At 42.0% G+C, this 25,385-nt stretch carries 19 protein-coding genes, 1 tRNA gene and 1 pseudogene; 11 read left to right on the forward strand and 10 right to left on the reverse strand.

All coding sequences use genetic code 11. The features are described from left to right. From ACE3PQ_RS03390 to pstB, 5 genes and pseudogenes are all read left to right on the forward strand, one after another. Window positions 1-3,673: GEVED domain-containing protein (locus tag ACE3PQ_RS03390; protein WP_374295226.1), on the forward strand; the 3,673-nt coding region annotated here is incomplete at its 5' end. Window positions 3,674-3,958: 285 nt separating this feature from the next. Then, entirely contained in the window at window positions 3,959-4,981 is a 1,023-nt protein-coding gene (locus ACE3PQ_RS03395) for a substrate-binding domain-containing protein (protein WP_374295228.1), read from the forward strand. A gap of 124 nt (window positions 4,982-5,105) precedes the next feature. Beyond that, entirely contained in the window at window positions 5,106-6,485 is a 1,380-nt protein-coding gene (gene pstC / locus ACE3PQ_RS03400; RefSeq protein WP_374295230.1) for a phosphate ABC transporter permease subunit PstC, read from the forward strand. Then, window positions 6,482-7,879, forward strand: coding sequence for a phosphate ABC transporter permease PstA (gene pstA, locus ACE3PQ_RS03405; RefSeq protein ID WP_374295232.1), 1,398 nt, complete (start codon window positions 6,482-6,484; stop codon window positions 7,877-7,879). Before pstC ends, pstA begins: the two co-directional genes overlap by 4 nt. A 172-nt stretch (window positions 7,880-8,051) precedes the next feature. Then, window positions 8,052-8,807 (forward strand): annotated as a pseudogene (gene pstB / locus ACE3PQ_RS03410) (phosphate ABC transporter ATP-binding protein PstB); the annotation flags it as partial. A gap of 83 nt (window positions 8,808-8,890) precedes the next feature. Here the strand turns inward: pstB and thiM are convergent. Together thiM and ACE3PQ_RS03420 are read right to left on the reverse strand one after the other, a co-directional pair. Beyond that, on the reverse strand, window positions 8,891-9,715 hold the full coding sequence (thiM, locus tag ACE3PQ_RS03415) for a hydroxyethylthiazole kinase (protein WP_374295234.1): 825 nt from the start codon (window positions 9,713-9,715) through the stop codon (window positions 8,891-8,893). 152 nt (window positions 9,716-9,867) lie between these two features. Further along, a tRNA-Ser gene (locus tag ACE3PQ_RS03420) sits at window positions 9,868-9,957 on the reverse strand. A gap of 152 nt (window positions 9,958-10,109) precedes the next feature. Between ACE3PQ_RS03420 and ACE3PQ_RS03425 the strand changes: the two genes are divergently transcribed. Then, window positions 10,110-10,994, forward strand: coding sequence for an ATP-binding protein (locus tag ACE3PQ_RS03425; RefSeq protein WP_374295236.1), 885 nt, complete (start codon window positions 10,110-10,112; stop codon window positions 10,992-10,994). 108 nt (window positions 10,995-11,102) lie between these two features. Here ACE3PQ_RS03425 and lolA read toward each other — a convergent pair whose 3' ends face one another. Then, entirely contained in the window at window positions 11,103-11,810 is a 708-nt protein-coding gene (gene lolA, locus ACE3PQ_RS03430; protein ID WP_374295237.1) for an outer membrane lipoprotein chaperone LolA, read from the reverse strand. Between the two features lie 315 nt (window positions 11,811-12,125). Between lolA and ACE3PQ_RS03435 the strand changes: the two genes are divergently transcribed. Beyond that, on the forward strand, window positions 12,126-13,034 hold the full coding sequence (locus ACE3PQ_RS03435) for a pirin family protein (protein ID WP_374295239.1): 909 nt from the start codon (window positions 12,126-12,128) through the stop codon (window positions 13,032-13,034). A 76-nt stretch (window positions 13,035-13,110) separates the two neighbouring features. On the opposite strand, the gene rpmA is transcribed toward ACE3PQ_RS03435, so the two are convergent. Further along, entirely contained in the window at window positions 13,111-13,368 is a 258-nt protein-coding gene (gene rpmA, locus ACE3PQ_RS03440; protein WP_374295241.1) for a 50S ribosomal protein L27, read from the reverse strand. Between the two features lie 18 nt (window positions 13,369-13,386). Further along, on the reverse strand, window positions 13,387-13,698 hold the full coding sequence (gene rplU, locus ACE3PQ_RS03445; protein WP_241571408.1) for a 50S ribosomal protein L21: 312 nt from the start codon (window positions 13,696-13,698) through the stop codon (window positions 13,387-13,389). An 870-nt stretch (window positions 13,699-14,568) separates the two neighbouring features. Here rplU and sdsA point away from each other — a divergent pair. From sdsA to ACE3PQ_RS03460, 3 genes are all read left to right on the forward strand, one after another. Beyond that, window positions 14,569-15,552 (forward strand): All-trans-nonaprenyl-diphosphate synthase, encoded by a 984-nt coding sequence (sdsA, locus tag ACE3PQ_RS03450; RefSeq protein ID WP_374295242.1) that lies wholly within the window; start codon window positions 14,569-14,571, stop codon window positions 15,550-15,552. Between the two features lie 34 nt (window positions 15,553-15,586). Then, window positions 15,587-17,629, forward strand: coding sequence for a site-specific recombinase (locus ACE3PQ_RS03455; RefSeq protein WP_374295244.1), 2,043 nt, complete (start codon window positions 15,587-15,589; stop codon window positions 17,627-17,629). A gap of 183 nt (window positions 17,630-17,812) precedes the next feature. After that, window positions 17,813-19,114, forward strand: coding sequence for a serine hydrolase domain-containing protein (locus ACE3PQ_RS03460; RefSeq protein ID WP_374295246.1), 1,302 nt, complete (start codon window positions 17,813-17,815; stop codon window positions 19,112-19,114). 76 nt (window positions 19,115-19,190) lie between these two features. Here ACE3PQ_RS03460 and ACE3PQ_RS03465 read toward each other — a convergent pair whose 3' ends face one another. After that, the gene (locus tag ACE3PQ_RS03465) at window positions 19,191-20,303 is read right to left on the reverse strand and encodes a transglycosylase SLT domain-containing protein (RefSeq protein ID WP_374295248.1); all 1,113 of its coding nucleotides are present in this window, start codon (window positions 20,301-20,303) and stop codon (window positions 19,191-19,193) included. 477 nt (window positions 20,304-20,780) lie between these two features. Between ACE3PQ_RS03465 and greB the strand changes: the two genes are divergently transcribed. Continuing rightward, window positions 20,781-21,266, forward strand: a complete 486-nt coding sequence (gene greB / locus ACE3PQ_RS03470; protein WP_374295251.1) for a transcription elongation factor GreB — start codon at window positions 20,781-20,783, stop codon at window positions 21,264-21,266. A 34-nt stretch (window positions 21,267-21,300) separates the two neighbouring features. On the opposite strand, the gene nth is transcribed toward greB, so the two are convergent. The 4 genes from nth to tal all read right to left on the reverse strand — a co-directional run bounded on the left by nth (window position 21,301) and on the right by tal (window position 25,307). Then, on the reverse strand, window positions 21,301-21,963 hold the full coding sequence (gene nth, locus ACE3PQ_RS03475; RefSeq protein ID WP_374295322.1) for an endonuclease III: 663 nt from the start codon (window positions 21,961-21,963) through the stop codon (window positions 21,301-21,303). 158 nt (window positions 21,964-22,121) lie between these two features. Next, entirely contained in the window at window positions 22,122-22,937 is an 816-nt protein-coding gene (locus ACE3PQ_RS03480; protein WP_374295253.1) for an RnfABCDGE type electron transport complex subunit B, read from the reverse strand. 101 nt (window positions 22,938-23,038) lie between these two features. Continuing rightward, complete coding sequence (gene bioB, locus ACE3PQ_RS03485) at window positions 23,039-24,025, reverse strand: biotin synthase BioB (RefSeq protein ID WP_374295254.1); 987 nt, start codon at window positions 24,023-24,025, stop codon at window positions 23,039-23,041. Window positions 24,026-24,320: 295 nt separating this feature from the next. After that, the gene (tal, locus tag ACE3PQ_RS03490; RefSeq protein WP_374295256.1) at window positions 24,321-25,307 is read right to left on the reverse strand and encodes a transaldolase; all 987 of its coding nucleotides are present in this window, start codon (window positions 25,305-25,307) and stop codon (window positions 24,321-24,323) included. Window positions 25,308-25,385: the final 78 nt, after the last annotated feature.

Below are 25,385 nucleotides of genomic sequence, written 5' to 3' on the forward strand. Positions count from 1 at the left end.
CAGTGGTAATGTATCGAATATTGCCACAATCACAGCACCAAGTGGTACGACTGATCCAGTGAGTACCAATAACTCTGCAACGGATACAGACTCAGTGTCATTACCTCCTGTAGATTTGAGTATTACTAAAACAGATGGTGTGACGGCAACTTATACAGGTGATGAAGTTACCTATACTGTGGTTGTCACAAATAATGGTCCACGTGCAGCAAATGGTGCATTGTTCAAAGATGCAGTAGCAACAGGATTGACGAAAACTTCTGTAACGTGTTCAGCTACAAATAGTGCATCTTGTCCGACTGCGGCAAATCTTACCATTGCAAATATTGAGTCTACCAATGGCTTGGCTATTCCAACCTTGCCAAATGGTGGTGTGGTGACATTTACAATTAAAGCCAATGTCACAGCGACCAGTGGTAATGTATCGAACGTTGCAACAATCACAGCACCAAGTGGTACGACTGATCCAGTAAGTACTAATAACTCTGCAACGGATACGGACTCAGTGTCATTGCCGTCTGTAGATATGGCGATTGAAAAGCTACAAAGCTTGACGAACGGCTCATTTGCATCAACAGCTTTGACTGTGAATCGTGGAAGCAATATTTTCTATCAAATCAAAGTCACGAACAATGGACCACGAGGAATCGGTGGGACTTCGACAGGTACAGCATCATTTACCGATAGTGTTCCGTCGAATATTACAGCTCTTCAGGTAGTCACCACTGGTACGACAGAGTGTCCTGCACCTACGATCAGTGGTCAAACGGTGAGTGGCACATTCAGTGGCGCATCTGGTGCATCGTGTACTTATGTGATTCAAGGAACGGCTTCTACTACAGGTAGCATTACCAATACTGCTTCGGTGTCTACAACAGGTGTAAATGACGCTGTATCGACGAATAACACAAGTTCAGTGAGTTTAACAATTTCGACTCCTCAAACTGATCTAACGATTACGAAAACTGATAATGCAACGACTAGTTATAATGATACAGATACAACGTATACGATAGTTGTATCTAATGCTGGTTCTAACGCTGCTGATGGTGCGATCTTCAAAGATCCTGCAGTGACAGGTTTAACAAAGAATACAATTTCTTGTACAGCTGCGGGCGGAGCAACTTGTCCAACGATTACTGATAATGCAACAGGGATTGCTGCGATTGAGTCTGCATCTGGTTTGGCAATTCCAACACTACCAAGCGGTGGTAGTGTGACTTTTTCAATTAGAGCGAGAGTCACTGCCAATAGCGGTAGTGTTTCAAATACGGCAACTATTGATGTGCCATCAGGTGTTACAGATAGTAATACGGCAAATAATACGGCAACAGATACAAATAGTGTCACACCTTTAACAGCCTTTATGTGTCAGCCAAATATTTATATGACGCAGGGAAATAATTCTAATACAGCTCTATATGAATTGACTATTTCTGGAGTGAATCAAGTTTCTCGCTCTCCTGCAATTGGCTCTTCGTATCCAACCATTAATGCGTTGGGTTATAACCCGAAAGATGGTTATCTTTATGCAATTCGTCTTTCAGATCATAGCTTAGTCCGCATAGGTGATAATGGAACGCAGGTCAATTTAGGACTTGTTTCAGGATTGCCGACAGTAGGTGTTACACAGTATGTCGCTGGTAGCTTTGATGATGATGGTAAGTTTTATGTTATTGCAAATGGTGCTGGAAGAGCTTTACAAATTATTGATGTTGAACAGCGCACTGTAATTGGTACAGGTGGTACGACGCCAAAAGCAATTCATGGTGATATCGTGATTAATGATGACGGCTATGCATATGGTATTTCACATTTGACTAGTAGTGATAGCACGCCAGTGAGAATTCCTTTAACGGGTGGAATGGGTACGACAATTGGACCAAGTATTGGTTTAGGTTTAGGGGCAGGCTATCTAGATACAAATAACGGAATGTATTTTAGCGACAATGCTTCAAATGATATTTATCGTTTAGATCCAACAGATGGTAGTTTAAGACGAATTGCTATAGCAGTGCCACCTGAAGTGATGAGCCAAAATGATGGTGCTTTTTGTCGAGAAGCAATTTTCCCAGTTAGACCCATAGATTTTGGTGATGCACCAGATAGCTACGGTTCACCATCACATACGATAGTTACTGGTATTCTTTTGGGAAGTATTAATACAGCCGAAGACGAACCTTATAACTCAGCGAGTGCCTCAGGTGATGTAGGTGATGATGGCGTAACTTTACCAAGTTTTGTTGCTAGTCAAACAGCCCAAGTTACTGTTGTTGCTACAGGTAGTGGTGGTATGTTGCAAGCTTGGGTTGATTGGAATGGTAATGGAGTCTTCGATAGCAATGAGCAAATTGCGACTAATCTCGCTGATAACAGTGGGTTAGATACTAATCCAGCATCTGGTACGATCGTCTTTAATGTCAATGTACCCGCAACAGCGGTAGCAGGAAATACCTTTGCTCGCTTCAGCTGGTCAACTGTTTCTAATGTTTCGGCTACTTCTGATTTAGTCGTGAATGGCGAGGTTGAGGATTATCAGGTCACTGTAGTTAGTCAAATTGTGATTAGTGGTAAAGTCTTTGAAGATAATAGTGGTACGACTGGGATCGCCTCGAATGCCTACAATGCAGTGCAAAACACTGGCGAAGTAGGCATAGCAAATAGCACAGTACAATTGACAAACTGTTCGGGCACTGTCCTTGCGACAACAGAAACGGATGCAGTGGGTCAATATCAGTTTGCAGTGAGTCAAGCGACATTGCCAAGTCCAAACTTCTGTGTTGTACAGACCAATGTCGAAGGTTATACCTCAGTGAGTGGTACGACTGGCTATACACGTGGTACAGATACCATTACAGTACCTAAGGCAACTTCAGGAAACTACACTGATCTGAACTTTGGTGATGCGAAGTTGAATCTTATTCTGACGGAAAACGGTCAACATACCGTTGTTGCAGGTGCAGTGACAGACTATCCACATCGCTTGCAAACGGACGCAACAGTGCAAGTGACAGGCATTACTCAGACATTGAATCAACAGCCAAGCAGTGCATCTGATCAAGATTGGCAAGCGCTGATCTATCGTGATAGCAACTGTAATGGCACAGTAGATGCTGGAGAAGCATTATTTAACCCAACGACATCTACACCTGCGACCTTGTTACCATCGGCAGCTATCTGCTTGGTGCAAAGGGTTCATGTGCCGACCAATGTCTATGCGGGTGCACAACATAATGCACAGCTCGAAGCGAGCTATAGCGTGACGTTGAGTAATCCTGAGGACACGCTCACAGGTGACTCGAATACAGTCCAAGATACGACCTTAACAGGAAGTGCAGGATTAGAACTGAGTAAGAAAGTGCGTAAGGTTGCCTCTTGCCCATCGACTGCAGCAGATACGGATGTATTTAGCACAATCAATGAAGCGACGACATTAGACAAATTGGAATATGAAATCACCTATAAGAACAATAGCGTGAAGAATCTTCAGAATGTCAAAATCAAAGATGCGGTGCCAACTGGTACAACATTTGGTAGTATCTCTTGTCAATCTACACCTAGCGGAAACAGTTGTACACCAACTCGTACAGGTGAAGCATTATTGTGGCAACTCACAGGGAACTTAAGCCCTGCGAGCAGTGGTACAGTAAGATTCTGTGTGACACCGCAGTAAGGAATTGTAAGCCATCTATAATTGATATGATTAAACAAGTTTCATAACAGAATTTAATGACATCAAGATGAAATGAAAAGAGCCTAAACTAGGCTCTTTTCTATTTTAAACGATGAAATATTTTTGGATAAAAAACGAAATAATTCATTAAAAATAAAGGAATTAACAAAATAGTCATATTGTTGTCACTTTCCTGTCATATTTAAATTTCACAATAACGCTACACAAGAAGCTAACTCCTCAAATATAGCTTTTTAAACCCTCAACGTATAAAGAGAGATAAGAATGCGCTTAACTCAAAAAATCGGTCTAGCAATCGCTGTTGCTTCAACAATGACAGCTGCTAACGCTGCACGTGACACCATCCAAATCGCTGGTTCATCAACTGTATTGCCATTTGCAAGTATCGTTGCAGAAGAGTTTGGTAATACATTCCCACAATACAAAACTCCTGTTGTCGGTTCAGGCGGTAGTTCAGGCGGTTTGCGTCAATTCTGTCAAGGTGTTGGCGACAACACGATCGACATCGCAAACTCTTCTCGTAAAATCAAAGATAGCGAAATCGAAAGCTGTAACAAAGCAGGCGTAAACAAAATCCAAGAGATCAAAATTGGTTACGACGGTATCGTATTTGCTTCTAACTCAAGTAAAAAAGCATTCAAATTGAAGCCATATCATGTATTCGCTGCTTTGGCTGAAAAAATGCCATCTAAAGGCAAGCTGATTGCAAACCCATATACACGTTGGAATCAAATTGACAAAGCATTACCTAATGAACCAATCACATTGGTAATTCCTGCGTCTAACCACGGTACGCGTGAAGTTTTCCAAGAAAAAATGGTTACAGCAGGCTGTGAAGCATATGACTACTTCAAAGCTTTGGACAAAGAAGCACGTGAGAAAGCATGTTCAACTTTCCGTAAAGATGGACGTGTTGTTGAAATCGCTGGTGACTATACAGAAACGCTTGCTCGTTTGAAAACTTCTCCAAGTGCAGTTGGTGTATTTGGTTTGAGCTTCTATGATCAAAACCGTGACCGTCTACGTGTTGCAACTGTGAATGGTGTAACACCTTCGGAAGCGACTGTAATCAGTGGTAAATATCCTGTGTCTCGTCCACTTTACTTCTATGTAAAAGGCGAACACCTTAAGGCAATCAAAGGCTTGCCACAATACGTTGAGTTCTTCTTGAGCCCGAAAGTATCTGGTCCAAACTCTAAGCTCGTAAATGCTGGTTTGATTCCACTAAGCTCTTCTGAGCGTAGCAAAATCTTGGCAGACTTCAAAGCTGGTAAAACAGTAAAATAAGTCTTTCAGCAAGGAAGCTGATGATGGAACACTCTGTCATCGGCTTTTTTGTCTATTAAAAAGTAAATGAATTTGTATTATGAATTGTGGGTTTAACCCATAAAACAGCATACTTGGAGTCACCATGAATTTATTACTGGTTGGCATTTTGCTAGCGATTATCGCAGTTGCCTATCAGATCGGTTTGACACGTAGTCGATCGATTGCTGGTAAGGGGAACAACTCAGCAATGTTGCACTCTCGTCCGGGCTACTATGGGACACTCGTCGCATTGTGGTGTGGTATCCCTGCAGCGTTATTGTTGTTTGTTTGGAATTTTGCAGAACCTTCTATTTTGCGCCATGTCGCAATGGGGGAGATTCCTGCACAAATCGCAAGTAGTCTGTCTGCAACTGAACTCGATGTGATTTTACGTCGTATTCAGTCGATTGCATCGGGCTTTGGCGTCACCGATACAGCACAAGCTTATGAAGTTGCCGCTGCGGAAAAATTAAGAAACTATCAAACAGTTGGGTTGATCGCTAAGTTTGCTGTTGTGATTTCAGTTGCTTTATTTGGTTTGGCGTATGCTCGCCAACGTATCTCCCAACAATACCGTGCACGTAACCAAGTTGAAAAAACCATTTCTATCGCTTTGGCATTGTGTTCAGGTATAGCGGTTTTGACTACTGTCGGCATTGTCATGTCGATGTTGTCAGAAGCATTAAACTTCTTTGACTTTGTCAGCCCAGTTGATTTCTTCTTGGGTACAGAGTGGAATCCAGGATTTAGTACCACTGGTTCTGCCGAAGGTAGTTATGGTTTGTTGCCGCTACTTTGGGGAACGATCATGGTCAGTATCATTGCTTTGCTTGTAGCTGTACCAGTGGGTCTGATGACTGCGATTTATTTGGCTGAATATGCCAAGCCTCGTTTCCGTGCAATCGTAAAGCCGATCATTGAGATTTTGGCAGGGATTCCGACCATTGTTTATGGTGTATTTGCATTGATGGTGATTGGTCCGTTCTTCCATAGTATGGGGAATACGCTTGGTCTAAATATCAATGCCACCAGCGCATTGACTGCAGGATTTGTGATGGGAATTATGATTATTCCTTTTGTATCTTCGCTGTCGGATGACATTATCACCCAAGTCCCTCGTTCACTTCGTGATGGCTCACTCGGTTTGGGTGCTACGAAGTCTGAAACGATTTTGAAAGTGGTGATGCCTGCAGCACTGCCGGGTGTAGTTGGTGCATTCTTACTTGCGGCTTCTCGTGCGATCGGCGAAACCATGATCGTGGTACTTGCAGCAGGGAATAGCCCATTACTGCATGGCAATCCATTACAAGCCGTATCAACTGTGACAGTGACGATCGTTAATCAATTGACAGGTGATACAGATTTCGCAAGTCCACAATCTTTGGTGGCGTTTGCATTGGGTCTAACCCTTTTCGTGATCACTCTTGGTCTGAATATCATTGCACTATATATCGTGCGCAAATATCGTGAGCAATACGAATGAGTACATCAAATAATCCGCCAATGGATCAGTACACAGAGTTTGATCCACAAAAAGCCGCGGCAGAGCAAGCAGAGCGTCGTAAGCGTATCGAAAACTCATTGGGCAAGCGTCATCGTAAAGAAAAAGCATTTAAATCAATGGGCTTTATCGCTGTATTGATTGGTTTATTCTTCGTGGTGTTGTTATTCGGTAGTATTTTGAGTCGTGGCTTGCCAGCATTTTGGCAATCTTCAATGAAAACTGAAGTTTTCTTCGATCCTACCATTATCAATGTTGCACCAAAGCCTATGCCTCAATCTGGGGAATCACCTGCGGCTTTTGAAGAACGATTCATGAACTGGCAAGGCGAGTTTGCCATGGTCGATTGGGATAGCTTATTGGTCAATAGCGTGATCGCTAAAAATCCTGAGCTTGCAAGTCGCCGTGATGATTTAGTCGCTATTTTTAGTAGCTCAGAAGGCTATCGACTTCGTGATATGGTACTTGCAGATCAGAGTTTGATTGGTCAACGCCAAGAGTTGAAGTTCTTGACTTCTGCGAATGTCGATGTCTGGGTAACAGGCAAGATTGACCGTAGTCTACCTGATGAGCAACAACAGCTCAGCCCTGAAGTTCGTCAGCTTGCAGATCAGCTGAAAAATGAAGGCATTATTTATAATGGCTTTAATACCAATCTCTTTAGTAATCCTGATTCACGAAGTGCGCCAGAGTTGAGTGGCTTGGCGGGTGCTTTTATGGGTTCATTGTTCATGATGCTGATCGTGATTTTTATCTCGATCCCAATTGGTGTGGCAAGTGCGATCTACCTTGAAGAGTTTGCAAAACAAAACTGGCTTACTGACATCATTGAAGTCAATATTAACAACCTTGCAGCAGTGCCTTCGATTGTATTTGGTTTGCTTGGTGCGGCGATATTTATTAACTGGTTCCATCTACCATTATCTGCGCCATTAGTCGGTGGTTTGGTGTTAAGCTTAATGACTTTACCGACGGTGATTATCACCACACGTGCATCATTAAAAGCTGTACCTCCTTCGATTCGCCAAGCTGCTCTTGGTCTAGGCGCATCAAAAGTGCAAAGTGTATTCCATCATGTATTACCACTTGCGCTACCAGGTATTTTGACAGGAGCGATCATCGGTGTGGCACAAGCCTTAGGTGAGACAGCACCATTACTATTGATCGGAATGAGTGCATTCGTTGCCAGTATTCCTTCTACACCAATGGATCAAGCGACTGCATTACCTGTACAGATTTATCTATGGCAAGGCAATGAATTGCGTAACTTCTTTGAAGGGCGTACCGCTGCGGCGATCATCGTACTTTTAGCCTTGATGATCGGTTTAAACAGCTTAGCCATTTGGTTACGTAAAAAGTTTGAAGTTCGTTGGTAATTGGAGAAAAATGATGCTAACAACTGAAGTAAAAAATGTTGATACACAGGATATCAAAGTGAACAATCCAAGCACCTCGCAGACTCATGATGATCAAACTCCAGAGCAACCACAACGTGACAGCTCAAAGTTTGATGTAAAAAATAAAGATGATCAAAAGCGTCAAAATGCTGAAGTGAAAATTAGCACCAAAGACGTCCATGTTTATTATGGTGAAACCGAGGCAATCAAAGGGATTGATCTAGATATTTACCAAAATGAAGTGATTTCATTTATCGGACCATCTGGCTGTGGTAAATCAACTTTCCTTCGTACCTTAAACCGTATGAATGACACCATTGATGGTTGCCGTGTGACGGGTCAAGTCAACATGGATGGTCGTGATATTTATGACCAAAACCTTGATGTGGTGTTGCTTCGTGCGCAAGTCGGTATGGTGTTCCAAAAACCAAACCCATTCCCAAAGTCGATTTTTGATAATGTTGCCTATGGTCCAAAGCTTCACGGCTTGGCAAAGAGCAAATATGATCTTGAAGAAATCGTTGAGAATAGCTTGCGTAAAGCAGGGCTTTGGGAAGAAGTCAAAGATCGTTTGAACCAACCAGGTACAGGTCTTTCTGGTGGTCAGCAACAACGTCTATGTATTGCACGTACCATTGCGGTGAGTCCTGAAGTGATCTTGATGGATGAGCCATGTTCTGCGCTTGACCCGATTGCAACTGCAAAAGTTGAAGAGTTGATCTCTGAACTTTCTACACAATACACTATTGCGATCGTAACGCACTCAATGCAACAGGCAGCACGTGTATCGAATCGTACTGCTTACTTCCACTTGGGTGATTTGATCGAAGTGAACTCAACTGAGAAAGTCTTTACGCAACCTGATCATCAGTTGACTGAGGCATACATCACAGGCCGCTTCGGTTAAAAAACGATTGCGTAATGAATCCAAAATAAGGGCTTTTTCGACAGCCCTTATTTTTTGAGTTTTTAAAGTTTATGACTTAAAGCTTATTTGGCAAACTGATTGATTTCGACTTTTTCAAAATCATCCGCTGTGATCTGAAATAAAGCATCTAAAAATAATATTTGAAATGAGCCAATACCTGCATTTTGCATAGTCATTTTTTCCTCAGCAATTTGTGCGGCGACAGCGAAATGTACATGCGCAGCAATCGCTGCCAAAGCAGGGGACTCATCAGGTTCTAATACAGAAAGATAAGCCGCACATACCGCACCAAGTGCACAACCCATCGCAGTCACTTTAGGTTGTAAATGTGAACCACCTGTAATGGCAACGACGCCAAGTTCTTTAGACAGAATATAATCTGTCCCACCTGAGATTGCGACACAATCACAAATGCCCAAAAGTTCCTGAGCTTGATCGACAGCTTGCTCAGCACTCAAGGTGCTATCCACGCCTTTAGTGGAGCTTTGTGCGCCTGCTAAAGTTGCGATCTCTGAAGCATTGGCACGGATAATCGTTGGGTGATATTGCAATAAATCATCGACGATCTGACTACGCCACGCCAAGATTTCGCTATAACCCACTGGATCAAGTACCCACGGTGTATGCTCAGCATTGGCACTTTGCGCTGCGTATTGCATTGCTAAGGCTTGTTCAGGTGTTGGTGTGCCTGTATTGATGCTTAAAGCACTGGCAATCCGAGCAAAGGTTCCAGCTTCTTGCTTATTATCAATCATTGCAGGGGATGCTTTGATTGCGAGGCAGACATTGGCGACGAAGTTATTTGCCACACTATTGGTAATGCAATGTACCAAAGGTTGTGTGTCTTGTAGTTTTTGCCAAAGTGTTTGGATGGATTGAATTATCATTTGGAATTATCTCGATATGTCAAACGTAGTTGAGGATCATATAATTACAATTCTATTATTTGTGTAATAGCATATTAGTGAATAAATATTAAGAATTATCAGACCATTAACAAAAAAGCCTTTGTATCAACTACAAAGGCTTTTTTAAAATTTGGCGGAAGCGGTGAGATTCGAACTCACGGAGGACTCACACCCTCGTCGGTTTTCAAGACCGGTGCATTAAACCGCTCTGCCACGCTTCCTGTGGGCGCTATATTATAAATTTTTTCTAGTCTTGGCAAATTTTTTCCATAGAAAACTGCTTAATTGGCTAAATTCAATACAATTTCTCATCTGTGAAGATCATATTCGATTTACAATAACGCTTTCCATCGTTTCTTTTTTGGCGGTAAATATGGCGCAGCTTGAGCTTCCCGATCATTTTATTGAATTATTACAACAGATTGCCAAACAAGTGCAACAGCAACTCCCTGCGCTCAAGCAAGAGGTGGATTTTAGTGCGCCTGCGTATATATGGAAAGATCAGCAATTACTGGCAATTCATGCGCCAAAAGCCATACACCTTGATGATCTCAAAGGTATTGACCGTCAAAAAGAAAAGTTGGTGCAAAATACACAGCAATTTCTGCACGGTTTTCCTGCTAACGATGTACTTTTGACAGGGGCAAGAGGCACAGGGAAGTCATCTTTAGTTCGTGCGTTACTCACTGATTTTCAGTCGCAAGGTTTGCGCATTATTGAGATTGAGCGTGATGACTTAAAAGATTTACCGATCATTCGTGAGTTGATCAAAGATCGTCGGGAAAAGTACATCGTCTATTGTGATGATATGGCGTTTAATGCAGAGGATGAAAATTATCGCAGTCTAAAAAGCGCGTTAGACGGTTCCTTACAATCAGGTGCGGAAAATATTTTGATTTATGCGACTTCCAATCGTCGTCATTTACTGCCTGAATTTATGCATGAGAATACACCGGTGCGCAAAGTCGATGTTCCACAATATGATGAGCTACATCCGCAAGAAGCGGTCGAGGAGAAGATTTCTTTATCGGATCGTTTTGGGTTGTGGTTGTCTTTTTATCCGATGGGTCAACAGTTGTATTTAGAAGTGGTGACACATTGGCTCAGCAAGGCAGATTTAACATTGAACGATGAAACACGTGCTGAGGCACTGCGTTGGAGTCAGATGCGTGGACAGCGTTCTGGTCGTGCGGCGTACCAGTTTGCTAAGCATTGGATTGGACTGAAGCAGTTAGAAAATCAAAATATTAAAAAGTAAGTTTTAACGAATGCTTGATTATTCTCAGAAAAAACCTCGCTTGCGAACAAACGAGGTTTTTTTAAATTGAGAATTTTAATTTCAATTGAGCAGTTTTACTGACATCAATTATTGCTCAATAATGTCTGTGCCTTTAGGCGGCGTAAAGTTAAACACGCTTTGATCAATATTGGCATTCAGCTTGGTATTTTTAAACTTAATCGTCGTGGTCTGACCCATCGCATCTTGCAAGATCATTAGACTTGGCGCTTTGTTTTTACCAAAGCTGATCAATAGACGCTCAAACGCTCCTTCGTCATTCTTAGGCGTTAGACTGTAGTAGGTTTTTTTCGCATCGGGTTGACTGACTTCATAAGCTTGCATGATCTGCTCAGCATTCCCTGATAATAGCAGTGCAGGGGTATTCGCCACTTGATCATCCAATTGTTGTTTTACCGCTTGCTGTAGATCAGGATCATAAATCCATACCGATTGACCAGTGGTTACAATGGTTTGCTCCGCAGGTTTCACGGTTTTCCAGTAAAACTTACCAGGACGTGCCACTTTCATCTGACCTGTAAAGTTTTGGTTCATGTGCTGTGGCATGGGTTGGTTTTTCTTTTGAGTCGTTTTTGGATTGGTTAATTTGGTGCTTTGTTCAAAGTCAGCAGTTAAGTTTTGAATCGCACTCAATTGTTTAACCAAGTTGTTGGTCGCCACTTGAGATGATGCCGCAGCAGCATAAGTTTGTGTTGCCACGATAGGAGAAGCCACCATTGAGGTGATGGTTAAGGCATAAGCTGTTTTTTGAATAGCTGTTTTTAAAAATAAAGGCATTATTACTTTTCCTGTTTAAAGGTTTGTGAGCACATCTTACTGTTTTTCAAAACGAATAAAATGGAGAAAATTCTAAGTTTTGTGTAATTCCTGTGGCGAATGGTGCATTTTAGTATGTAAAAGCATACTTTATGCAAAGTGAAGTTAAATGATTGTGCTATTTAGCGAAAATGTTGAATGTTTTGTAATTTAAATCAGTCGATGAATACGACACTGCGTTAGCTATTTAGTCTGTTTTATTGTGAATATTTCTTTTAATCTCAATAGCTATGCAGATATTTAAGATCAATTGCTTTTATGATAGGTGCATGCGCTATGAATGCTCGTAAGACAGTTGCTTTTACCCATCATAATGATACCAAGTTTGCTGTGGGTGACTTTTATCCTGTACAGACGGTGTTTTCTTATCATGAATTGGGTGGAACGACTTCGCCATTTCTATTGTTAGATCATTTAGGTCCTGCAAAGCTTGCTCCCAAATCGAATAAACGTGGTGTCCATCAGCATCCACACCGTGGTTTTGAAACCGTCACGACCATGTATGCAGGGGAGCTTGAGCATCGAGATAGCACAGGAGCAGGTGGTATCATCTCAAGCGGTGATGTGCAATGGATGACCGCAGGATCGGGCATTCAGCATGTTGAGCAGTATAGTGATGCCTTTCGGGAGTCAGGTGGTCGTTTTGAAATGGTACAGCTTTGGGTCAATTTGCCTGCCAAAGACAAGATGACTGCACCGCATTATCAAAGTTTAAAAAATGCTGAGATTCCCAAAGTCGATTTAGCCGATCAAAAAGGCTTTGTTCGTGTGATCGCAGGGCAGTATGTCGATGAAGCAGGACAGACTGTAAAAGGTATTGCGACGACATATACACCGATGACGGTACTTGATGTGGCTTTAAATGTTTCAGAAGATGAATTCATACTTCCTGCAAAGCATGGTGATACCACGTTGATTTATTTGCTATCAGGTCGATTGCAGTTTGAAGATGATGTTGAAAGTGGTTTTGAAAGTAGTGGTGTTTTAGAAGAAAATAAGATGGCGGTGCTATCAAGTCATGGCGATAATGTGCTGATCAAAGCATTACAATCTTCTCGGTTTTTATTGCTCTCGGGACAGCCCATTCTCGAACCGATTCAGGGACATGGTTTCTTTGTGATGAATAATTATGAAGAAATTCTTGAGGCGTATCATGACTTAGAGCATGGGAGTTTTATTCGTTAGATTGATGTTTAGTTTGGCGAAATAATCAAGGCAAGAAAAAACCCGCATAAAGCGGGTTTTTCTGAAATATAGAAACTTATGCAGTTTCAACAGTCACGTAGCGACGACCAAATTGACCTTTCACTTCGAATTTGATGACGCCGTCAGCAGTAGCGAACAAAGTATGGTCACGACCCATACCTACGTTTGCACCAGCGTGGAATTCTGTACCACGTTGACGAACGATAATGTTACCAGCAGTCACAGGTTGACCACCGTACATTTTAACACCAAGCATTTTAGGGTTAGAATCACGACCATTTCGTGTCGAACCACCAGCTTTCTTGTGAGCCATTTCTCTTACTCCTCGTGATTAGCCTGCGATACCAGTAATTTTCAACTCGGTAAACCATTGACGGTGACCTTGTTGTTTACGGTAGTGCTTACGACGACGCATTTTAACGATGCGTACTTTGTCGTGACGACCATGACCAACCACTTCTGCAGTGACTTTAGCGCCAGATACAACTGGAGCACCGATTTGAATGTTGTCACCATTTACAACCATCAAAACATCATCAAAAGTGATGCTTGCGCCTGTTTCAGCTTTCAACAATTCGACTTTAAGAGTTTCACCCTCAACTACACGGTGCTGTTTACCACCGCTTTGGATTACTGCGTACATAACGTACTCCACACTAGCCCGTGTCGTCGTGCCAATAAAGGGATATATCGAACTTTTAACGAACGCCACTGGGGTTTAAGGCGCACAATTTTACGCAATTTCTCTTCAAACAACAAGTTTTAAGCCTTGGATTTCTAGTAAAAATTGAAATATTTGTAGAAAAAAGGGGAGTTTTAGCGCTTTGGTACAATCCATACGCCAATCTCAACTTTTAGAAAAGTATGAATATTACACTAAGTATTGAATTAATTTATATTTTGGCAATTTTGGTTGGCTACGCCAACCAAAATTGCGTATGGACTTTGGGGCTTCGCCCCAAAAGCCCCCTTGCCGAGCTGCCGAAGGCAGTGAGACAAGGTTAGGATTATTCTTACAAAATATGAATGAAATTTATATTTAAATATCATATGGATAAAGGTAAATTTGTAGTATCTAGATCATAAAAAATTGAGATTAGCGTAATCTACTGAAATTTCTGTATCAGTTTGCTGAGTACGACTTGTTGTTTGTATTTGATTTGGTTGCATATTTGTTGGTAGCTACTTGCAAGTTCATTGAACTTTCATGAAAATAGCAGAAATTGTATGTGCTTGTATGATGTATTGTAGAGGTTATTTGATTTGGTTTTCTGATGTAGTTATTAGATTGAGTTATCAGATTAGGTTATCTGCTTTAGATTGGGGATCTTGATTCATCTTCCACATTTTCAATAATTCTAGCCTTTTAATTTTACGTTTTTAGTTCTGAGTTTTTAATTTAAGCCTTTCAATTTTAAGGCTGATTGAAAATCAAAAAATGAGATTCGGGAAAATCAAATTTGAAGTTTTCATCTGTCATTTTGCTGTATAAATATTTAGAGGTTTTGTCTGCATGAGTATTGATTTTAAACAGGATGTTCTTGCGCCAGTGGCTGAAGATTTTGCTGCGATGGATCAATTTATTAATGAAGGGATTACTTCAAAAGTCGGCTTGGTCATGGCGGTGAGTAAGCATGTCGTTGAGGCCGGTGGTAAGCGTATGCGTCCGATCATGTGCCTGCTTGCTGCACATGCCTGCGGTCAAAAAGAAATGATACATTCACGCCATCTTGCAGCAGTGATTGAGATGCTTCACACCGCAACACTCGTCCACGATGATGTGGTGGATGAGTCAGGATTACGTCGTGGTCGCCCAACGGCAAATGCCACGTGGGACAATCAAACGGCGGTATTGGTCGGCGATTTTTTGATTGCCCGGGCTTTTGATTTGTTGGTGAATTTAAAGAATTTTGATCTGCTCAAAGACTTTTCATCAGGAACCTGTGAGATCGCAGAAGGTGAAGTTTTGCAATTACAATCGCAACACCAACCTGATACCACTGAAGATACTTATTTAAAAATTATCCACGGTAAAACATCACGTTTGTTCGAACTTGCCACCGAAGGCGCAGCGATTCTAGCGGGTACTGAGCAATATCGTCAGCCACTGCGTGATTATGCAGGGCATTTTGGCAATGCCTTTCAGATCGTCGATGATGTGCTTGATTATATTTCTGATGCAGAAACGTTGGGTAAAAATATCGGTGATGACCTGATGGAGGGCAAACCCACTTTACCACTCATCGCTGCGATGAAGATGACTGAGCAAGGTTCTGAGGCGTACAAAATTGTACATAAAAGTATTGCCACAGGCGGTACGGATCAGCTTGAGCAAGTGATTGAGATCGTCAAAACATCAGGTGCTTTGGACTATTGCATGCAACGTGCCAAGCAAGAAACTGATGCAGCACTACAATCTTTACAAGCCTTGCCACAATCTGTTTATCGTGATGCCTTGGCGAATTTAGCCAAGTTGGCTTTAGACCGCATTCAATGATTAATTTTGGTAAAGACTGAACTGAGGACGATTGATGCATATTCAATTGCAAGACTTATTGATCGAGATGCAGGCGCAGATTGATGAAGATCGCTTAGACCTTCAGCTGTTAGTGCGTCTTGTTGATCGTCTACGTCCAAGTGATGCCGAGGATCAGAGCGAAATTAATAAAAGAATCAAAGCATTTATTCGTGCGTTGATCATGACACCGACTGCACCTGATATCGTACAGCGTTATGTGTTGCGACTACTTAATCAATATAAACAAGTCAGTCTATATGTCGAAAGTGGCATCTTAGGGTCAGAAGGGTTTAATACGCAGTTATCACAGCGTATCGGTGCACATTTCCTTCCTTTAGTGAAAGATGAGTCTGAGCTAAAAGACCTTGTTGGAAAAGTTTTTTATAAAAAAAGCGACCGTCACTGGCTCGATAATATTCAAACAGAAGATTGGCAACAAGTTTTTCGCTTACTCAGCCAGTCCAATTCCAATCAAGGCAATAAGCATCGCATTCGTATGCAAATGATCAATGCGATCATGATTTTATCTTATCGTATCAGTGCGATCGGTTTGCATTCCGAGTTTACTCATGCTTATCCTGAGATTGATGAGTTTGAATCACCATTTCTCAATCAAAACAGAGAAATCGTCGAGTTTATCGAAACCTATAAAAAGTACGAAGCACAATACGATACAGCATCGGTGATGCCTGTACCTGACCCAAATCAGGCTTTGGTGATGCTTGATCAATGTCGTGACATCATGCAGCGTGTACGTCGTGCGACCAAGCGTATTGGTGTAAGTTTAAATCTGACGTATTTATTGGCATTACTTGAGCAATGTTTACATCGTATTGAGATTTTATTGCACGTTGTGACTGATGAAGATAAGGCACAACAAGCTGCGATTATGGAGATGCTCCGTAATATCACTTATGCGCATTATAGCGACCAAAGTGTACGCTCATTACTCACCACAAATACCGAATTGATTGCGCTACAAGTCACCGAAAATGCCAGTCGTACTGGTGAACATTATGTAAGTACCGATAAAAAAGGTTACTTCGAAATGTATCGCTCGGCGGCAGGTGCAGGGGCGATCATTGCGATCATGGCGACGCTAAAGATACTTTCTGCACGATTGACTTTAGCACCACTGATGCAAGCCATTGTTTATAGTTTGAACTATGGTTTGGGCTTTGTTTTTATCCATATCATGCACTTTACCGTTGCGACCAAACAACCTGCGATGACGGCAGCCGCTTTGGCAGCGACGATTCAGCAGAAAAAAGGTACGAAAAATGCGCATATGGCAGAGCTTGCTGCGCTGATTATTAATATTATTCGTACCCAATTCATAGCGATACTTGGCAATATTTCGATTGCGATACCTGTGGCAGCGATGATTGCATTTAGCTGGGACATCGTATTCGGTGAAGAGCTCATGAATCATGCCAAGGCAAGTCACGTCTTGCATGATCTCAATCCATTTACTTCGCTTGCGATTCCGCATGCAGCGATTGCAGGTGTGTGTTTATTTTTCTCAGGATTAATCGCAGGCTACTATGACAATATGGCGATTTATCGTCAGATTGGTCCACGTATCAAAGCCCATCCAAAACTAAAAAAACTATTTTCAAAAAATCGCCTTGAACGAATTGCCAACTATGTTGAGCAAAATCTTGGCGCAATTATGGGTAATTTTTTATTCGGTGTGATGCTAGGCAGTATGGGGACGATTGGTTTTATTCTCGGATTGCCACTGGATATTCGACATATTGCTTTTGCATCGGCGAACTTTATTCAAGGGCTAATGAATATCAATGGTTCTCCTGATATTGGGTTGATCGTGGTGTCATTTTTAGGCGTATTGCTGATTGGTCTAACCAACTTATTTGTCAGTTTTAGCTTAACGATCTTTGTGGCATTACGTGCACGCCGTGTCCGTGTACAAGAGTGGCGTCCACTATTTAAGCTGATTGCGACGCATTTTGTGACGCGTCCGAGTGAGTTTTTTTGGCCACCAAAACAGCCATTACAGATTGATGAAGAAGAAGCCAAAGAGGCAAGAAGCTGAATTTTTCTAATGTGAATGTGTTGTTCATTTATGCGCTATTTTATTGAAAATGTTTTAATGCAAAAATGATCACGACTTTTATTCAAGTTAGCATAGATTTTCGCTCACTTATTTTGCACAATGATGTGAGATGTAGTGCATACATCAGAAAAACAAATACAGTTGTAGTATTAAGGATAAGCTATGAAATTTTGGTCAACCAATACCAGTCAAGTGACCGACGATTTAGCCGCAGTGATCGATATTGCTGATGAAGCAAATATTGAACTGGCAGGAATGACAGAAAAGCAGAAACAAAGCATTTGGTCTGCGGTCGAACAGTTATATCACACTGGCAATCATCCACAAGTTTCGCTATGTTTGCGCCGTCAAGGGCAGATCGTATTTAATCGCAGTATTGGCTTTGCAGATGGTAATGGTCCTGACGATCATGCTTTTTCAGAAAAACGATTGGCAAAAACCACGACGCCTGTGTGTTTATTTTCTGCATCAAAACTGGTCACGGCAATGCTTGTGCATATGCTCGATGAAGAGGGTGTGATCAATCTACTGGATCCGATTAGCTACTATATTCCTGAATATGCAAAGCATGGCAAACGTCATACGACGATTTTCCATTTACTGTCACATCGTGGCGGAATTCCACGTGTAGAAGGGAAAATCGAACCTGAAACCTTATTCGATAAACAACAGATTTTACAGCTACTTTATGACGCCAAGCCGATGTCGGTATCAGGGTCAAAACTCGCCTATCATGCGGTGACAGCAGGCTATATCTTGGGTGAAGTGTTAGAACGAGTGACGCAAAAACCATTAACGCAGTTGTTGCAGGAGCGTATCAGTGACCCGATGGGGATGCGCTGTTTTAACTACGGACTTGCACCTGAGTTTCGTGGAGAAGTGGCGAAGAACTATGCCACAGGCTTCTTTGCCAAAATGGGTACAGATCAATATTTGCATCATGTCTTAGGTGCAGATTTGGACACGACGGTCAATATTACCAATGATTCACGCTTTATGGATACGATTAGTCCTGCGGCAAATATTTATACCAGTGCTGAGGAAATCGGTCGATTCTTTGAAATGCTACTCGATGGCGGTCGTTATCAAGACAAGCAAATTTTGACACCTGAAACTGTCTTCCGCGCAACATTACCGACTTCAGGCTATGTGATGGATCAATCGCTCTTGATTCCGATGCGTTATGCACTTGGACCAATGCTAGGTGGTGATCCCGTGGGAATCTTCGGACCAATGACAGGACAGGCTTTTGGTCATATTGGTTTTTCAAATATTCTATGTTGGGCTGATCCAAAGCGTGATATTAGTGTTTCACTACTCACGACAGGTAAATCTGTAGTGGGAACGCATATTCCAAGTCTCGCCAAAGTGTTGTATCAAATTTCAAAACAATGTCCGAGAGTTGAACGTCATCAACGCCGTTCGCTATTTGGTTCAGATCAAGAAAAATCTGAAAAGATTTAATCAAAATAAGCAAGACAAAACTAAAAATCCCACCGTTATTTCTAGCGATGGGATTATTTAAAGTAGTTTAAAACGACTAGAGCTGAGCCAACTCATTACTTTTAATATGTTCCATATAAACACGGATGCGTTTCACGTACTGTAAAGCTTGGCGATAACGACCATTTGCACGTTGATTGCGCTCAAGATAATTATACAAATTGATCCATTGATCAGGGTTTTTACCTTGACGTTCAAGACGCTTACGAATCGAGTTTACCGCACCCGGTCCCATATTGTAGGCAACCAATGCGTACCAATTACGATCAGGATAAGGCACATGATCAAACTCATCAAGCATCAGTTGCATATATTTTGCACCACCTTGGATGCTCTGGGTCGCATCTGTGCGATCGGTTACACCCATCGCTTTTGCTGTGCTACTGGTCAGCATCATCACGCCACGCACACCAGTGGGAGAAACTGATTCAGGACGTAAGTAAGACTCTTGATAGCCAATCGCTGCAAGGAAGTGCCAATCTAAATCGTGCTTTTTTGCAGACTGTTTGAATGACGCTTGATATATTGGAAGACGTTTTTGTAAGTCTTTATCAACCTTGACCATGTCGCTCTCTTTGACATAGTTGCGATCATAAAATGATGCAAGCTGTTGAATTGTACCTGTATTTTTATTTTGGCAGAGATGACCTGTTGCAGTCACAGCCAAGGGATCTTCAGCAGATTTAAACACCCAAGAAAAGTTGGTATCTAAGCCGTATTTTTCTAAGACAGGCTGTGCACCACAGCTACCTTCAACGGCTGTGAGTTGTGCATTTTCAATGGTTGCGATATTTGCTGTACTCAAAGCAAATTCAGCTTTGCCTTGTTTTACCCATTTGAGGGCAGTGGCATTGTCTTTGACTGTTTTCAGCTCTAGGCGTAAGTCCATGCTTTTTGCATAACTACGCGCAAGATCATAGCCAAAGCCGTGGGTAAAACCATCTTGTTGGAATACAGTCGTTGGACCTTGAACGGCAACAACAGTAAGGGTGTTACTTGGTTTGAGATCTTGTTTGACCTGATGACCTTGAGAAACATTTAAGCTTAAAGGTGCGATGGCAGCGAACAAGATAGTCGCTTTAAGATAGGGTCGTGAGTTAAGATATTTGAGGCAGAGCCTCGATCGAGAAAGCTGACGATTTTGCTTCATGATATCTCCGCAGTAATGCTATTCACTGTGGCAAACACCTAGATTCATAATAGAAACGGAAATCAAATGAGATTATAAAAGGCTGTTTGCGACAAACGTATTTGAACATTTGCTAATTAACTAAATTGGATAGCTAATGATCTAGTTAAACGAGCCGAAGCATTAAATGAAATGCTTGGCATGTGCATATAAAAAATAGGTTTGTGCAGCGAAATAACAAAAAAGAATAAATATCGTACAGATATATTGCAAAAACCTAACGTGGTGGCGCATTTTATCCAAATAAACGATTGTAGTCAAATAACTGAGATTTTGGTCACAAAATCACAACTAATGTGTTGTAATCATGGAGATTAAAGTTTGAGCAGTGACTGAATTTCAATGAAAATAGAGTGTATGAAAACTGACCAGTCATCAGTGGATAAAATAAAATTTGCATGGCAAACTTTCAAATTATTCAAGAAATACTGACTTTTTATGCAAAGAAAACTGCTTACTGCTGAGGGCTATACTCGGCTACATAATGAATTAAATCATTTGTTACGCACAGAACGTCCAGAGATAACCAAAATCGTATCTTGGGCGGCGAGTCTTGGTGATCGGTCAGAAAATGCCGATTATACCTACAACAAACGTCGCCTACGTGAAATAGATCGACGGATTCGGTTCCTGACCAAGCTATTTGAAGTCGCTCAAAAAGTTGAATATCACCCAGACCAAGCAGGGAAAGTCTATTTCGGCGCATGGGTTGAGCTTGAAAATGATGAAGGGCAACAGGTGAAGTTTCGCATCGTTGGTGATGAAGAAATCTATGGCAATCAGGATTACATTTCATTGCAAGCGCCGATGGCAAAAGCCTGTCTAGGTAAAGCGGTGGATGATGAAGTCGTCGTGCATACACCGAATGGCAAAAAGACGTGGTACGTGCTCAATATCAAATATATGCAAGATGCTGAAAATTAGCCGATAATTATTTGTACTCATTTATAGTTTTAACTTAGGACTTTAACTCTGGAATCTCGGCACCGTAATCAAAGCGCTCTTTCCAGTTGCAGACATCACACACAATACATTCGCCACATTTCGGTTTGCGGGCGATGCAGCAATATCGACCATGCAAAATCAACCAATGATGCGCATCAATGATGAACTCGGTTGGAATACGTTTGAGCAGTTGTTGTTCGACCTCTAATACATCGTTGCCTTTAGCCAAACCAGTGCGGTTACCTAGCCGAAAAATATGCGTATCCACCGCCATCGTCGGCTGACCAAATGCCGTATTTAATACGACATTTGCTGTTTTACGACCAACACCAGGCAGTGCTTCGAGTTGTTCACGTTGCTGTGGAATTTCACCGCCATATTGTTCAATCAGAATATGACAGGTTTTAATGACGTTTTCGGCTTTAGAGTTAAATAAGCCAATGGTTTTGATATAACTTTTGAGCTTTTCCACGCCAAGCGCATACATGCTGTGTGCATCTGGCGCATCTTGGAAAAGTTGATCAGTAGCTTTATTCACGCTGACATCGGTGGCTTGCGCAGAGAGCAAAACAGCGATTAATAATTGAAAAGGTGAGCCATAGTTCAGTTCGGTTTCTGGATTTGGGCGTTGTTCACGTAGGCGCTCGAAAAAAGTTTGAATTTGCGCCTTAGTCATGGCTTTGCTGTTAGAGGATTTTTTCTCGACACCATTTTTTTTGCCGATTTCTTTCTTGATGCTTTGTTTCTGAGAGGGCTGTTTCGCATTCGCTTTTTCAGTTGTGGCTTTGACTGTTTTCGTTTTGATTGTTCTCGTTTTTATAGTTTTTTCCATAATCAAGACTCCATCAACTGGGCAAGTTGTTGCTCAAGTGCATGCATTTGTTCAGTTTTACCTGCATCAGGGCGTACACTGAGTTGTTTCTGTAATTTCTTAATTTGCGTGCGCAGCTTTGCCAATTCAATGGTAGTTTGTGCATCTTGTACTTTAAGTGGTTGAGTATCATTTTGTGTTGATACGGCTTGCTCAGGCAAGGATTGCCCAAGAATGACTTCGAGCTGTGATTTTGAAGTAGAGGCTTTGGTTACTGGGCGAGCAGATTGCTTTTGTGATTCACGAGTTTGCTCTCGCAAGAGATGTGCTTTATAACGGTTGCGCAAATCATTTTGTTCTTGAATACGCTCGTCAGGCGTTGGTAATGGTGATAGGTCTTCGACCAAATCAATGCAATCTACAGGACAAGGTGCAAGACACAGCTCACAGCCAGTACACAGGTCAGGCATGATGGTGTGCATGACTTTGCCACTGCCGATGATCGCATCCACAGGGCAGGCGGCAATACATTTGGTACAGCCGATACATTCATCTTCTCGAATCACTGCCTTGATGCGCTGCGGTCGCCCATCGGCTTGTACTGCCCAGACGCTTGGTTCGGCGTCGAGTTTTGGACGGTCTAATAGATTAGCAATGGCATCGGCAACAGGCTGACCGCCGGGGATACATTTATTGGCTTCCTCGCCGTCAGCAATCGACTGTGCGTAGGGCAAACAGCCAGCAACATGACCACACAGTCCACATTGGGTTTGTGGTAGTAGTTGGTCAATTTGCTGTACTAAAATCTGATGTTTGGGCGTTTGCAGTGGCGAGGACATAAGCTATGCAAAAGGGAATAAGAATAGAGCGTGCAAGTATAGCAAAGCATGCCCCTAAAATCTCTTTAGACACATGCTTTAGAATTAAAACCAAACAGTAACTAAATCGCCATCGCATCGACTGCGCTTTCACGTACACTCAGTTGTGGCTTTTCTGCAACTAGACCAAGTTTGGCGAATAATTGCTGATCTCGTCCTTGCCCTGCATTTGGTGTAGTCAGCAGTTTTTCACCTGAGAAGATCGAATTTGCACCAGCCATAAATGCTAAAGCTTGATCACTATCACTTAAAGATTCACGACCTGCGGAGAGCCGAATATAACTTTTCGGCATGAGAATCCGAGCAGTCGCAATAGTGCGAATCCATTCAATCACATCTAACTTCTCGACATCGGCAAGCGGTGTCCCTGCGATGGGTACTAACATATTGATCGGTACAGATTCAGGATGAATTAGCAAAGTCGATAATTCATGCAGTAAGCCGATGCGATCTTGTTCAGATTCACCCAGTCCGACAATCCCACCACTACAGACTTTTAAGCCTGCATCACGCACATGATCCAACGTATTTAAACGATCATCGAAAGTGCGGGTACTGATGATATTGGCATAATATTCACGAGAGGTATCGAGATTGTGATTGTAATAATCTAAGCCTGCATCTTTTAAACGTGTGGCTTGGGAAGCGTTGAGCATGCCCAGTGTCATGCAGGTTTCTAGCCCGAGTGCTTTGACTTCTTTGACCATCTCCAAAACATAGGGCATATCACGCTCATGCGGATTGCGCCATGCTGCACCCATACAAAATCGAGAAGAACCTGAGGCTTTGGCGGCATGTGCTTCGCTGATGACTTTATCTACAGCGATACGTTTTTCTGCTTCGAGGTCGGCATCGTAATGCGCAGACTGCGAGCAATATTTACAATCTTCAGGACATTTCCCTGTTTTTATCGAGAGTAAAGTACTGACTTGAATGGTATTTTTCTCAAAATGTTGGCGATGAATGCTTTGTGCCTGAAACAATAAATCCATCAACGGCAGTTGATAGAGGTGATGAATTTCTGCTCGAGTCCAGTCGTTGCGCAACATATGTTCTGTTCTTCCGATGTGTCATTAGTACTGCAAACTACTATAACCAAAAAACGGCGCATTGTGATGTATGAAACATTCCAATTTTTCAGGGAAATGCTTTTGCTATTTTTTGATCAAATCTGCGGTCAGTGCTTCTTTGAACAGTTTAAATACGGGCGACATCAGTTTACGACTGGTACAGAACAGGTAAAATGGCGGGTGGGTAATACAATTAAAATTCAAGTTAATATAAGAACAGCGATGCAAATGCATCGCTGTTCTGTTGGTAATGTGTCGCTATAAAAATTTTGGTTTAAGCATGAATATTTGCCAAACCATAACTTTCACGAAGCACTTGATGAAGCTGATCACGTGCTTTGATAAAGCCATCAATCCCACCTTGTAGCAGTTGGAATGCCATCAAATCATGCTCTAATTCATTTTGGAAAGTGGCTTGATCTAAGTTGCCACGCTCGATTTTGTCAGCTTGCTGTGCTTTCTCAACAGTTAATTGAGCTGTAACAGTTTGCTTATCTTGGCTGAGTTGATCTAGCAAATTCGGTGCAATGGTCAGTAGATCAGAACCTGCCAATGCCAAGACTTGAGCAGTGCTACGGAAGCTCGCACCCATCACCTGAGTTTGTACACCATTTTGCTTGTAATAGGTGTAAATCGTCTTCACCGAGTTAACACCTGGATCTTGCTCGATCGGGTAGCTGTCTTTATTTTCCGCTTTTTTATACCAATCCAAAATACGACCGACAAATGGTGAGATCAGCGTGACTTTCGCATCGGCACAGGCTTGCGCTTGATGCAAACCGAACAATAAAGTCAGATTACAATGAATACCATTTTGCTCCAAATGTTTTGCCGCTTGGATACCTTGCCATGTCGATGCGATTTTAATCAGCACACGATTGGTATCAATGCCAAAATGCTTATAGAGATTAATGAGATCATAAGCTTTCTGAATAGTCGCTTCGGTGTCATAAGACAGGCTGGCATCGACCTCAGTTGATACACGACCATCAATATATTTTAAAATTTCAACGCCAAATTTGACCGTTAAAATATCAATGGCACGCTCAACCAGTTCATCGCCTTCATAGTTTTCTGATTTTGCCATGGCGATGGCATCTTCGATCAAAGCACGATTTTCAGGGATGCTTGCAGCTGCGGTGATCAATGAGGGATTCGTTGTTGCATCGATAGGACGAAATTTTTGTACCGCCTCTAAGTCGCTACTGTCTACAACGATGGTGGTGAATTGCTTTAATTGTTCAAGTGCTGTCATGTTCATAAGATTTTTAATAAAAGTGATGATTTAACTTAGCACGCTTTGTTACGCTGTCAAAGGGGTGTTGTTTATAAATTGAGC

The organism is Acinetobacter sp. (genome assembly GCF_041911495.1).
In the GTDB taxonomy this organism is placed as follows: domain Bacteria; phylum Pseudomonadota; class Gammaproteobacteria; order Pseudomonadales; family Moraxellaceae; genus Acinetobacter.